The organism is Streptomyces sp. NPDC014656 (genome assembly GCF_043084305.1).
Taxonomy (GTDB): domain Bacteria; phylum Actinomycetota; class Actinomycetes; order Streptomycetales; family Streptomycetaceae; genus Streptomyces.
This window is the reverse complement of sequence record NZ_JBIBZN010000003.1, coordinates 241937-253455: the sequence shown is the minus strand read 5'-3', so window position 1 is coordinate 253455 and position 11519 is coordinate 241937. Positions and strand designations below refer to the sequence as shown.

The window sequence follows — 11519 nt, the reverse complement described above, 5'->3', positions numbered from 1 at the left end:
CCTCCTTGTCCGCCTCGCACGCGTCGCCCGCTTCATCTCGACTCCTGTGCTTCGGCGGGCAGTTCGCGGGCGGCCGCGCGCAGCGCCGCGACGACGGCGCCGGTCGTCGGGTCCGCGTGGGCGGTCCGCCGGGTCGCGGCGAACAGGAGGCGCCGGACCGGGTGGTCCGCGAGCGGAGCCGTACGGATGCCGGGCATCGTCGGGTCGATGGCGGTCCGGGGGACGAGCGCGGTGGCGAGGCCGGCGCGCGCGAGGGTGAGCTGGGCGGTGATGTCGGCGGTGACGTACCGGGTGGTGGGGGTGAAGCCGGCCTGCCGGCAGGCCTGGAGGACGGCCTGTCCGCAGTCCGTGGCCGGGGGCGGTACGGCGAGGTCGCGCGCGGCCAGGTCCCGCAGCGCGACCGGCCGGCCGTCACCCCCGCCGGCGGCGGTGACGACGAGCAGCGGGTCGTCGACCAGGGGCGAGACGTCGACGGCGCGGGGCGTGGTGTCCGGCAGGTGGTGGTAGCGCTGTCCCAGCACCACGTCGACGGTGCCGAGGGTGAGTTCCTGGAGCTGTGCCTGGTCGGTGAGGAGACAGGTCAGGGCGAGCCGCGGGTGGCGCGCGCCGAGTGCGGCGAGCGCGGGGGCGACGATCCTGGTCACGGTGGAGGGCAGGGCGGCGAGGGTGGCGGTGGCGCCCACCGTGTCCTTGACCGCCGCGACGGCGCTCTCCGCCTCCTCCACGGCTGCGACGATCCGGTCGGCGTGAGCGAGCAGGACGCGACCGGCCTCCGTCAGCGCGACGGTCCGCCCGTCGGGGCGCAGCAGATCGACTCCCACGTCGTTCCTCAGGGCGGCGAGCTGCTGGGACACGGCACCGGCGGTCAGCCCCAGGGAGTGGGCGGCCGCGGTGAGGGAGCCCCGGGCGGCGACGGTCCGGAGCGTCTGGAGACGGCGTACGTCGAGCATGACTCGATAGATTAGCTAAAGGGTCGTGTCAGGAAAGAGCCCCTTGACCTGTCGAGTCGGGGTGGGCGACCTTCGGGGCATGGAAATTCCCCAGTGCGTCGCCGCGGTCGCCCGGCCCCTCCACGACTTCGGCGACGAGTTCATGTCCGACGGGGCGACGGCCGGGATCGGCCTGCGCGCCGGCTTCTCCCCGGGCCGCGGCTTCTACTGCCGCGGACGCTTCGGAGTGCTCGGCGAGGTGCCGGTCGCGGTCGTCCAGGCGGTGCAGGGCTTCCTCGGCCCCCGGCTGGTGACGACGGGCTGGCTGGAGGGACGGCCCGTGATGCCGGCGGAGGACGCGGCCGCCTGCTACGCGCGGGCCGTCCGTGCGTGGGGACGGGCGCACGTCCCCGCCGACGCCGACGTGGAGCACTTCAACCACCTGGCGCGGCGGCTGATCGACGCCGCCGACGCGGACGCCCTGCCCCTGTTCGCCGCCTGGCGCGCCCAGCCGTGCCCCGATGACGACCCGGCCGGCGCGGCCATGCAGCGCGTCCACGTCCTGCGCGAACACCGCGGCGCCTGCCACCTGGTCGCGGTCCGTGCGAGCGGTCTGAGCGCCCGGACGGCCATGGTCGCCAACCTGGGTGCCGAGCGGGCGGCCCACTACGGCTGGCAGGACCCACACCCCGCGGACCCGGCCCAGATCGCGCGGCGCGAACACGCGGAGCGGCTCACCGACGAGCTGCAGCTGCCCCTCTACGCGGAGCTGACCGGCCGTGAGCGCGCGGACTTCGCACGGCTCGTGGCGGCGATGACCTCCGCCTGACGGCGGCCTGTTCTCCGCCTGACCTCTCCCTGACACATCTCCCTGACCTCTTCCTGACACCCCTCTCCCTGACCTCCGCCCGTCCTTCCCCTGACGGCCGGCCTGTGGCGCGCGTCTGGCACGCTCGGGGCATGAGCCGGATCACTGCGCTGTGGGAGGCCGGCCTGGTGCCGGCGCGCGAAGGGCTGTACCGGGCGGACGGTACGGCGCGGGACGTGGAAGTGGACTCCGCCGGGCTGTCGCGCTTCGCCCTAGGGGACCCGTTCGACCCGGACGCGTCGCTCGCCGGGGATCCGGAAGGCGTCACCGACTACGACATCCACCCGGAATGCGTCGCCGCCCTCCCCGACGGCTCCGGGTACGTGTGCGGGGGCGACGGCCCGCACGGCTCCCAGGGGTTCGTCGCACGGCTGGACGCCGAGCGGCGGCTCGTGTGGGTGGTGCCGATGAGCGACTCCAACCCGTTCGAGAGGGTGGAGGTCCAGGGCACGACCGCCCGCTTCTTCAACAACCTCGGCCACTCGATCGCCGTCGACCTGACGGACCACGACTTCCGGGCCTGACGGGCCCGGGCGCGGGAACCCGTGGGCCCCGGCCGCCCAGGCGGCCGGGGCCCACGGGACGGGCGTCCGGGGTCAGTTGGCGGCGAGGAGGCGCTGCCAGGTGGCGGGGCCGGCGATGCCGTCGGCGGTCAGGCGGTGCTTGCGCTGGAAGGCGCGGACGGCGCCGGCCGTCGCGTTGCCGTATCCGCCGTCCGTGGCGATCCGGGCGCCGTGGCGGCGCAGCTGGGTCTGGAGGGCCTTGACCGCGTCGCCGCGCGAGCCGGAGCGGAGCGTGGGGGCGAGGCGCTGCCAGGTGGCGGGGCCGAGGACCCCGTCGGCGGTGAGGTGGTGCTTGCGCTGGAAGGTCCTCACCGCCCGGACGGTGGCGGGGCCGTACCGCCCGTCGGCACCGATCCGCAGCAGCTGCTGGGCGGTGGTGACGGCGTGCCCGCGCGCGCCGGAGCGGAGCGTGGGCCAGGTCCGGGCGGCCGGGGCGGTCGAGCCGGAGCCGCTGCCCTTGTACGTGATGTCCCAGTGGTTGCTCTCCCGGAGGTACTCGACGCTGCCGGCCGCCCACGTGGCGGAACCGATCTTGCGGGCGTGCCGCGGGACGTGGCGGTTGACGCAGGGGTTCAGGGCGATGTCCACCTTGTAGCCCTTGCCGTGCGTGTACGTGCCCGTGGTCTTGTGCGGCGGGATCTCCGCGGCGCCGGTGATGACGATCGGGCAGCGGCTGGCACGCCGCAGGGCGATGACGCCGTCGACGGTCGTCCTGCGGATGCCCTGGAAGCTGGTGCAGCCGTTCCGGTTCTTGTCCTCGCAGTTCTTGCTGGAGCGCCAGGTGATGCCGGCCGCGCGGAGCTTGGCCTTCGCCTGGGCGGGCGTGTACGTGGCGGAGACGGAGGCCGTGGCGGTGGTCGCGGAGCCGGCGGTGGAGGCCGTGGGCGCCGCGGTGGCGGGTGCGGCCTCGGCGGCGCCGAGGATGACGGCCGCGGCCGTCGCGACGCCGGCCGCGAGGCGGGTCCAGCGGGCAGAGAAGGGGGACGTCGTGGTCATGGCGGGTGCTCCTTGGGTCGTTGCCGGTGAGGAGAGAGAGGGAGAAGGGGAGGGGGAGGGAGAGGGAGAGGGGGAAGGGAGGGGCGGGTCATCCTCGGGACGCCGTCAGCAGCGCCCGCCAGGTCGTGGGGCCCGCCGCCCCGTCCGGCGTCAGCCGGTGGCCGCGCTGGAAGTCCCGTACGGCACGGGCGGTGTCCGGGCCGAAACGGCCGTCCGCCGTCACCCGGTGCCCGCAGGCGGCCAGTTGGTGCTGGACGGCGCGCACCGCCGCGCCGCTGTCCCCGGTGCGTACCGTCCGGACCAGGGCCGTCCAGGTGCGGGGGCCCACCACGCCGTCGGCCCGCAGCCGGTGGCCGCGCTGGAAGTCCCGTACCGCGCGGGTGGTGTCCGGGCCGTAGCGGCCGTCGTCGCGGATCCCCAGCAGGGTCTGGGCGGTGCGCACGTCCGGGCCCCGCTGGCCGGTCCGGACCGTCGGCCAGTCGGCCGGGGGAGCCGGGACCGGAAGCGGAGCCGGCGTCGGGGTGCCGGCCGGCAGGTGGGCCAGGGCGCGGAGCTGGGCGCGGGTGCCCGCGTACACGTCGCGGTCGACGGCCGTCGGGATGCCGGGCACCCGCCCGGTCTCCGTGTGCTGCCAGAACGTCCACCGGGGCGCCGCGCCCGGCACCGGCTGCGGTTCCCCCGCGCCGCTGCCGTACCGGGCCAGCCAGAGCGGGTGGCCGGCGAAGACGCGGCCGTCGCCGTTCATGCACTCCCGTACGAAGGAGGCGCGGGTGTACACGATCGGCGTCACCCGGAACTCGGCCCGGACACGGCGCAGGAACGCCTGGACCTGGTCGGCGCGCAGCGCCGGCGGGCACACCTCCTTGCCGTCGCGCCGGACCTTCTCGACGTCCAGGACCGGTGGCAGCTCGCCCGGCCGCGCACCTGTGTAACCGGCCGCCCGCACGGTGCGGACGAAGTGCTCGGCCTGCGCGACCCCGTCGCGGGGGCCGCGCGGGTCGAAGAAGTGGTACGGAGCGCGGGCCAGAGACGTGGCCGAGACGGCCTTCCAGTCGGCGGCGAACCAGGCGTCCTTGCCGGTGGTGTGCTGCGTGGCCTTGAGGAACGCGAACGACTCCGAGGCGGCGACCTTCCGCCAGTCGATCCGGGCGGTCTCGCCCCCGCCCGGGGCGGCGTGGTTGTAGTGGCTCGTGTCCACGCCGGTGATCCGGTACGAGGACGGCTCGGCGGCCACGGCCGGCCGGGCGGCCGGGACCAGGTGTACGGCGGCGGTCAGGGCGCCCACGAGGGCGAGACCGGCCGCGGTGAGACGGGACGTGCGCATGACGGCTCCTTGTCGTGAGGTGGCGGCGGAAAACGAGGGGAGGGGCGAGCCGCAGGGCCGGTCGCTCCGGCCCGGCCGGGCCGGAGAACCAGGCCCGGCCGGAGAACTGGGATGCGCCGGATGAACGAGCCGCGCCGGAGAGCCGGGCCCCGCCGGAGAGCCCGGATGCGCCGGATGGCCGGGCCCGGCGGGAGCGGCGGCCGGGACGTCAGGCGCCGCGCGGGCTGACGTAGCCGGAGACGGCGTGCGAGCGGGTCCTCGCCGTGCGGGGGTCGATGTTCTTGCGGAGGGCGACCTTGTCCCCGTAGTTGCCGTCGACCGTGTCGACGCGCCCGTCGGCGTGGACGGCGACGACGATCCCCACGTGGCCGCCGGTCCGGGCGGCGGGCGCGCCCCACACGACGATGTCGCCCGGCTTCGGGTGGGTGCGGTGGAAGAGGCCGTTGCGCTGGCCCCACAGTCCGACCTCCCGCGCCACGAGCGTCTTCGGCACGGCCGCCGACGGCACTCCGGCCTTGCGCCAGGTCCAGGAGACGAACGCCGCGCACCAGGCCGTACGCGCGCAGTCCCGCAGGTACGTGCGGCAGCCGGACGGCTCGGCGACGCCGACCTGGCCCCGGGCCGTGGCCACGATCCGCTTCCGCAGCGCGGAGGGGTCGCCGGAGGGCCGCCCGGGCGCCGGGGAGCCGGGAGCGGCGAGCAGCGCCGCCCAGGTGCGCGCTCCCGCGACCCCGTCGGCGGACAGGCCGCGGGCCCGCTGGGCCGCCCGGACCGCCGAGCCGGTGCCCGCGCCGAACACGCTGTCCACCGCGAGCCGGTGGCCCTCCTGGACGAGCTGCCGCTGGAGCGCCTTCACCGCCCGGCCCTCGGCGCCGGGCCGCAGGGTGACGGCGAGGGCGGTCCAGGTGCGCGGGCCGACGACGCCGTCGGCGGTCAGCCGGCGGGACTTCTGGAAGCCCTTCACGGCGCGGGTCGTCGCCGGCCCGAACGTGCCGTCCGCGCCCACCGGGTGGCCGGCCGCGGCCAGCAGGTCCTGCGCGGTGGAGACGTCCACGCCCCGCGACCCCTGCCGGAGCGCCGGCCACGAGGCGGCGACGGTCGTGGCCCGCGCGGCGCCGGGGCCGGCCGTGCCGGCCGTGCCGGCCGTGGCTCGGGAGGCGGAGGCCGTGTCCGCGAAGGAGGGGACGGCCGCCGCGGGGGCGAGCACCGCTCCGGTGAGCGCCGCGGTCACGACGGCGCGGGAGAGAGCGCGGGAGAGGGAACGGGACAGGATCACGGGATGCTCCTCGGCGTCATGGCCCCCCGCTCCCGCGCACCGGGGCACGGAAAGGCACGCCGTGGCACGGCGGTGCGGCCCGTGGGGGCGGGGGAGTGAGGGGGGGCGGTGGCTCTGTCGCCGACCGCTGACCGCAGCTTGCACCCCGGGGCCGGTGATCCTCTACCCTGCGCTCGGGGTCGTCCCATACACCGCTGATCCACGGTCAATACACGGCCCTGACCTGCTGTTTCGTGGCCATGCACGCATAGGGCGACAGAGGGAGGAACCGGTGGGACACCCCGATCAGGTGAATGAGGGCGCCGCGTTGTCCACGCTGTTGCGGCAGTGGTGGCGGAGCGAGCCGGCGGTGCGGAAACAGGACGCGCTCGTCGCCCAGCTCAAGCTCCGCGGCATCGAGATCACGCAGGCGACCCTGTCGCGCTACCTGGACCCGTCGAAGCCGCAGATCGCCCGCGAGGACGTGGTCCGGGCACTCCACGCGATCCTCGGACGCCCGCCGGAGGACCTGCCCGTCGCCCTCGACCTGTGGGAGCGCGCCACGCGCGAACGCGCGGCGCAGCAGCGGCTCCGGGCGACGACCGCCCCGCAGGACCCGGCCCCGGCCCCCGACCCGGCCCCGGCCCCGGCCTTGGCGCCGGTCCCGGAAGCCGGGGCCCCGGTCGGCCGGTCGCGCCGCGCTCCCGCGTACGCCGCGGTGGCCGCGGTCCTCGCTCTCGTCGTGTCCGGTGCGCTGTGGCTCACCGGCCCCTGGGACGGAGGCGGAGGCGGAGGCGGGGACGGGAGCCGGGACCGGGCCCCGGGCGCGGACGAGGGCGCGCACGGGGCCTCCCGGGCCACCGGTGCCGCGGTCCCTCAGGCCGGCTCGCGGCGTCCGACGGCCGGGCTCGCCCCCTGCGAGGGCGAGAAGTGCTTCGGTCTGGAGCCCAACCACACCGTCTGCCGCACGGACGCGGTGACGGCGTTCGTCGACACCGACCCCGTGATCGGCGTCGAGCTCCGCTACAGCGCGAAGTGCGGCGCGGCCTGGACCAAGATCAGCAACACCACGCAGGGGGATGTCGCCCGGATCGGCGACCGGGCGGGGCGCAAGCGCGAGTACACGCAGATCAGCGGGCGTGACGCCCACACGACGATGCTTCCGGCCGCCCGCCCCGAGGACGTGATGGCCTGCGCGGTGCTCGCCGCCCGTTCGGTCTGCGCGACGATCCCGACGGACCCCCGGAGCTGATCCGCGCCTTTCTATCTCCCATCGCCATTGTCATTAGAATGGTCCGATGGAGGACATCGACGCGATCGCGGTGCTGCAGGATCCGGTACGCCGCCGTCTGTACGAGTACGTGGCGGCGCAGGGCCGCGAGGTCGGGCGCAACGAGGCGGCCGAAGCGGCCGGCGTGGCGCGCACGCTCGCCGCGCACCATCTGGACCGGCTGACGGAGGCGGGGCTGCTGGAGAGCGGCAGCCGCCGCCTGACGGGCCGTTCGGGTCCGGGGGCGGGCCGTCCCGCCAAGGTGTACACGCGGGCGCGGGGCGAGCGGTCGGTCTCGCTGCCCGCCCGGGACTACCGCACCGCCGCCGAACTGCTCGCGGAGGCCGCCGAACTGGCCGGGCTGGACGCCGGGCTCCGCGCGGCCGCGCGGAGCCGGGGCGAGGTCCTGCGCGGCTCGGCCGCGCCCTGCGGCGGCATCGAGGAGGCCATGGCGGTGCTGGCGGCCCGGGGCTACGAACCGCACCTCGAAGGGACCGGGGCCACCGGCGGGGCCGGGGAGGGCGAGGCGGAGTCCGGCGGTCCGGAGGGGGCGGGCGCGAGCGTCCTCCGGATGCGCAACTGCCCCTTCCACGCCGTCGCCGAGCGTTTCCCGCCCCTCGTCTGCGGCATGAACCTCGCGCTCCTGGAGGGGCTGCTCGGCACGGACGGGCCCGTCCGTGCCCGCATGGACGCCCGGCCGGGGGAGTGCTGCGTGGTGGTCGAACCTTCTAAAAACAACCTTCATTGACATAGAAAAGGGGCCGTGCTGGGATGAGGTCATGACCTCACCCGTGCCCTCCGCGCCGCCCGCCCACCTCGCCCAGCTCAACGTGGCCACGCTCCGCTTCCCCCTCGACGACCCCCGCATGGCACCGTTCGTCGAGATGCTCGACCCGGTCAACGCGGCCGCCGACGGCACGCCCGGCTTCGTGTGGCGGCTCGTGGGGGAAGGGACGCCCGACGCCACCGGCCTGCGCCCGGCGGGGGAGGACGTCATCGTCAACCTCAGCGTGTGGGAGAACCAGGAGGCCCTGTGGGACTTCACCTACCGCAGCGGGCACCTGGAGGTGATGCGCCGGCGCCGCGACTGGTTCGCGCGGCACGTCGAGGCGCACCTGGTGCTGTGGTGGGTCCCCGCCGGTCACGTCCCGACCGTCGCCGAGTCCCTGGAGCGGCTGGCGGACCTGCGCGCGCACGGGCCGTCGCCGCGCGCCTTCACCTTCACCTCCTCCTACACCGCGGCCGAGGCCGCCCCGCACCTCCAGGCCGCCCCGCACCTCCAGGCCGCGCCGCGCGACTGAACGCGGTTCCGCGGAGGGGCCCCGGGGCCGTGCGAAGCCTTACGGGACGGCGGGCCGCCGGACGAGCCGGTGTCCGGTCCAGGCGCCGAGGTCGGCGTCGGCCGCGTGGTGGAGGCCCGCCTCGTGGGCGGCCTCGGTGATGTCGGGGGCGGGGGTGTGGCCGGGCCGCCGCGGCTTCGGGGTGAGCACCCAGATCACGCCCTCGTCGGACAGCGGCCCGACGGCGGTCTCCAGCTCGCTCGCGAGGTCACCGTCGCCCTCGCGCCACCAGTACAGGACGGCGTCCGCCCGCACCTTGGAGTCCTCGTCCAGCGGTTCGTCGCCCGTGGCGCGCCGGACGTCGTCCCGTATCGCCTGGTCCGTGTCCTCGTCCCAGCCGATCTCCCGTACCGCCTGCCCCGTCCGGAGTGCCATCCGGTCCGCGTACGCCGCCGTCATCCGCTTCGCCTCCTTCGGCCCCGCGCACCACGCGCGGGGCCGAAGGAGGCTACGGGACGGACGCCGCCGTCGGACAGGACGCGCCGCTCGCGGGCCCGAGGTTCTGGCCGTCCGTCAGGCGTGCTGCTCGTCCTCGGGGACGCTGACCAGCCAGCGGGTCTCCTTGCGCGGGCGCAGGTAGAGCGCCCAGTACAGGGTGGCGACCGCCGTGATGCCGCCGGTCCACAGCAGGTACTCGGTGTCCTGCATGGACAGGACGTAGAGGAGGACGACGATGAGCACGACCGGGATCGCCGGCCACAGCGGCATCCGCCAGGCCGCGACCTCGCGGTGTGCGCCGCGCCGGCTGAAGAGGGCCGCCACGGAGACGAGCAGGTACATGCCGGTGACGGAGACGCCGGTGACGCCGTAGAGGGTGTCGAGGTTGACGAAGCAGAGGGCCGCGCCGGGGACGCCCACGACCAGGGTGGCCACCCACGGGGAGCCGAAGCGGCCGAGGCGGGACAGGGCGTTGTTGACCGGCTCGGGCCACGCCTTGTCCCGGGCGGAGGCGAACAGCACGCGGGAGTTCTGGATGACCATCACGATGCCGGCGTTGATGATCGCGAGCGCTACGCAGAGGCTGATGAAGGTGCCGACGGCGGAGTTGGACCAGGCGGTGATCATGCCGCTGAGGTCGCCGCCGGTCAGCGCCGTCAGGTCGTCGGCGCCGAGGGTGATGGCGATGACGGGCACGAGGATGACGGCGGTCGAGATGGCGAGGGTGGCGAGCACCGTGCGGGCGACGCTCCGACGCGGGTTCTCCAGCTCCTCGGAGAGGTAGACGGCCGTCGAGAAGCCCTGGGTGATGAAGAGCGCGATGGCGAGGCCGGAGACGACGAGCGCGGCGGTCACCAGCGAATGGGCGCCGTCCTCGCCCGCCACCTGGCCGTGGAGCAGGGCGCCGGCGCCGCGCTGCGAGTGGGTGAAGCCGAGGACCGCGACGACACCGGCCGCGATGACCTCCAGGACGAGGAAGACGCCGGTGATCCAGGCGTTGGCCCGCAGGTCGAGCAGACCGGCGAGGGTCGCGAGGAGCATGACGCCCGCACCGGCGAGCGGGGCCGGGACGTGCACGAGCGGCGCCAGGTAGTCGGCGGTGCCCATGGCGATCACCGGCGGCACGATCATCACCACGAGCAGCGACAGGACGAAGACCAGCCAGCCGGCGAGCCGCCCGGCCAGCGTGGAGACCATCGCGTACTCGCCGCCCGCGCTGGGGATGAGGGTGCCGAGCTCGGAGTAGACGAAGGCCACGCCGACGCAGAGCAGCGAGCCGATCGCGATGGTGAGGGCGGTGAAGGTGCCGACGCTGCCGAAGAGGTCGGGGACGACCACGAAGAGCGTCGAGGCCGGGGTGACGCACGAGAGCGTCAGGAGGGTGCCGCCGACGACACCGATGGAACGCTTGAGTTTCTGCGGCACGGGGCCGGTCTGGGGTGCCAGGGCGTGTGGTGCGCTGAGGGTGTCGGTCATCAGGCGGTTCCGATCGATGCGTGCGGTCTTCGCGAGGGGGAGCGGTATCGCCTCCGAGGCGGCCGGTGAAGTGGGGGGTGTGATGTCCGTGGCTCCCGGGCTGAATGGAAGCCCTCGCGAACCCGCAGGTCAATGGCCTGATGGCTGCGGAATCCGTCGTCCAGGACCGGGCCGGCGGGGCTGCCGGGCGTCAACGGCGCGATAACGGGGCGTGAACGGCGCGTACGGGAACCGCAGGCCGTCCCCGAGGAGTTTTACCGCGCTTTACCTGCGGCCCGACCCGCCACGGCGACGGCCGGGGCGGGGAGGCGCTCCGTAGAGGTGCGAGGCCGGTGTCCGTCCGGCCGAAGCGGCGCGCGGCGGCGTCACGGCCGATGGCCTCGGGGGACGACCGCGACTTTCGACGAAGCCGTCCGCGCCCGTTTGCGAGCCGCTGACATTCGTGTCGCCTCCGCCCGCGCGGAGGCGGTGCGGAGGCGACACGGAGGGGACGTAAGGAGACACCGCTACTGCTGCTCCTCCACCACCGCGTAACCAGGAACCGACGGCCAGCGCACCGTCAGCACCACCGAGTCCTCCTCCGCCACCCACGAGTGGTCGACGCCCCGGCCCCAGACCACGTAGTCCCCCTGCTTCTCCAGGAGCACGCTGCGCCCGGGCAGTTCCACACGGAAGCGGCCGCTGACGAGCACGAGCAGGGCCGTGCGCACCTCGCCCCGCGCCCACCGCGCGCGTTCCTCACCCCGTGGATGCACGCCCCACTTGACCTCCACGTCCTCGCTGCGCAGGGGACTTCCGGCCTCCTTGAAATGCCCGAGGAGCCATCCCCCGTCGAGCGCGGCGTCCTCGCCCGCGTTCCCCACGTACACGCTGCTGTTCACGGCACGCGACGCTAGCAGCGCGCCGTGCGCGCACCCCCGGCCGGGATGCGGCGGCCGCGAACCCGGGGGCACGGGCGACGACTTCCGCATGGAGGAGACCGAGTGGGCACCGACCTGTTGGCCACGGAGATCAGCCACGGCTTCGACCACCTGGACGTGGACGGCGACTGGCAGCTCAC

Annotated in this window: 12 protein-coding genes; 5 read left to right on the top strand and 7 right to left on the bottom strand. The window is 75.1% G+C overall.

The features are described 5' to 3' along the window. Positions 1 to 32: 32 nt before the first annotated feature. Positions 33 to 950 carry a LysR family transcriptional regulator gene (locus ACF1ED_RS08600; RefSeq protein ID WP_391757962.1) on the bottom strand — a complete coding sequence of 306 codons (918 nt, stop codon included), beginning with the start codon at positions 948 to 950 and terminating at the stop codon, positions 33 to 35. A gap of 79 nt (positions 951 to 1029) precedes the next feature. Between ACF1ED_RS08600 and ACF1ED_RS08595 the strand changes: the two genes are divergently transcribed. Together ACF1ED_RS08595 and ACF1ED_RS08590 are read left to right on the top strand one after the other, a co-directional pair. Continuing rightward, a complete protein-coding gene (locus ACF1ED_RS08595; protein WP_391757960.1) occupies positions 1030 to 1758 on the top strand; it encodes a hypothetical protein in 729 nt (242 codons plus the stop codon). A gap of 131 nt (positions 1759 to 1889) precedes the next feature. Continuing rightward, positions 1890 to 2321 carry a hypothetical protein gene (locus ACF1ED_RS08590; protein ID WP_391757958.1) on the top strand — a complete coding sequence of 144 codons (432 nt, stop codon included), beginning with the start codon at positions 1890 to 1892 and terminating at the stop codon, positions 2319 to 2321. A gap of 72 nt (positions 2322 to 2393) precedes the next feature. On the opposite strand, the gene ACF1ED_RS08585 is transcribed toward ACF1ED_RS08590, so the two are convergent. From ACF1ED_RS08585 to ACF1ED_RS08575, 3 genes are all read right to left on the bottom strand, one after another. After that, entirely contained in the window at positions 2394 to 3356 is a 963-nt protein-coding gene (locus ACF1ED_RS08585; RefSeq protein ID WP_391757956.1) for a peptidoglycan-binding protein, read from the bottom strand. Positions 3357 to 3444: 88 nt separating this feature from the next. Continuing rightward, the gene (locus ACF1ED_RS08580; RefSeq protein WP_391757954.1) at positions 3445 to 4680 is read right to left on the bottom strand and encodes a peptidoglycan-binding protein; all 1236 of its coding nucleotides are present in this window, start codon (positions 4678 to 4680) and stop codon (positions 3445 to 3447) included. 208 nt (positions 4681 to 4888) lie between these two features. Then, a complete protein-coding gene (locus ACF1ED_RS08575) occupies positions 4889 to 5956 on the bottom strand; it encodes a peptidoglycan-binding protein (protein WP_391757952.1) in 1068 nt (355 codons plus the stop codon). A gap of 307 nt (positions 5957 to 6263) precedes the next feature. Between ACF1ED_RS08575 and ACF1ED_RS08570 the strand changes: the two genes are divergently transcribed. The 3 genes from ACF1ED_RS08570 to ACF1ED_RS08560 are packed head-to-tail and all read left to right on the top strand — an operon-like array spanning position 6264 to position 8506. Further along, positions 6264 to 7187: a DUF2690 domain-containing protein gene (locus ACF1ED_RS08570; protein ID WP_391757950.1), complete on the top strand. Its 924-nt coding sequence runs from the start codon at positions 6264 to 6266 to the stop codon at positions 7185 to 7187. A 46-nt stretch (positions 7188 to 7233) separates the two neighbouring features. Beyond that, on the top strand, positions 7234 to 7953 hold the full coding sequence (locus ACF1ED_RS08565; RefSeq protein WP_391757948.1) for a helix-turn-helix transcriptional regulator: 720 nt from the start codon (positions 7234 to 7236) through the stop codon (positions 7951 to 7953). Positions 7954 to 7984: 31 nt separating this feature from the next. After that, positions 7985 to 8506, top strand: a complete 522-nt coding sequence (locus ACF1ED_RS08560; RefSeq protein ID WP_391757946.1) for a DUF3291 domain-containing protein — start codon at positions 7985 to 7987, stop codon at positions 8504 to 8506. 39 nt (positions 8507 to 8545) lie between these two features. Here the strand turns inward: ACF1ED_RS08560 and ACF1ED_RS08555 are convergent, their stop codons facing one another. From ACF1ED_RS08555 to ACF1ED_RS08545, 3 genes are all read right to left on the bottom strand, one after another. After that, positions 8546 to 8944, bottom strand: coding sequence for a DUF3052 domain-containing protein (locus tag ACF1ED_RS08555; RefSeq protein WP_391757944.1), 399 nt, complete (start codon positions 8942 to 8944; stop codon positions 8546 to 8548). A 114-nt stretch (positions 8945 to 9058) separates the two neighbouring features. Beyond that, on the bottom strand, positions 9059 to 10459 hold the full coding sequence (locus tag ACF1ED_RS08550) for an APC family permease (RefSeq protein ID WP_391757942.1): 1401 nt from the start codon (positions 10457 to 10459) through the stop codon (positions 9059 to 9061). A gap of 506 nt (positions 10460 to 10965) precedes the next feature. Further along, entirely contained in the window at positions 10966 to 11340 is a 375-nt protein-coding gene (locus ACF1ED_RS08545; protein WP_391757941.1) for a signal peptidase I, read from the bottom strand. Between the last annotated feature and the right edge of the window lie 179 nt (positions 11341 to 11519).

Excerpts from the sequence above, each read along its gene's own strand:
- ACF1ED_RS08560 (WP_391757946.1), top strand. The coding sequence starts at position 7,985 with ATGACCTCACCCGTGCCCTCCGCGCCGCCCGCCCACCTCGCCCAGCTC.
- ACF1ED_RS08590 (WP_391757958.1), top strand. The coding sequence starts at position 1,890 with ATGAGCCGGATCACTGCGCTGTGGGAGGCCGGCCTGGTGCCGGCGCGC.
- ACF1ED_RS08555 (WP_391757944.1), bottom strand. The coding sequence starts at position 8,944 with ATGACGGCGGCGTACGCGGACCGGATGGCACTCCGGACGGGGCAGGCG.
- ACF1ED_RS08565 (WP_391757948.1), top strand. The coding sequence starts at position 7,234 with ATGGAGGACATCGACGCGATCGCGGTGCTGCAGGATCCGGTACGCCGC.
- ACF1ED_RS08585 (WP_391757956.1), bottom strand. The coding sequence starts at position 3,356 with ATGACCACGACGTCCCCCTTCTCTGCCCGCTGGACCCGCCTCGCGGCC.
- ACF1ED_RS08595 (WP_391757960.1), top strand. The coding sequence starts at position 1,030 with ATGGAAATTCCCCAGTGCGTCGCCGCGGTCGCCCGGCCCCTCCACGAC.
- ACF1ED_RS08580 (WP_391757954.1), bottom strand. The coding sequence starts at position 4,680 with ATGCGCACGTCCCGTCTCACCGCGGCCGGTCTCGCCCTCGTGGGCGCC.
- ACF1ED_RS08600 (WP_391757962.1), bottom strand. The coding sequence starts at position 950 with ATGCTCGACGTACGCCGTCTCCAGACGCTCCGGACCGTCGCCGCCCGG.
- ACF1ED_RS08550 (WP_391757942.1), bottom strand. The coding sequence starts at position 10,459 with ATGACCGACACCCTCAGCGCACCACACGCCCTGGCACCCCAGACCGGC.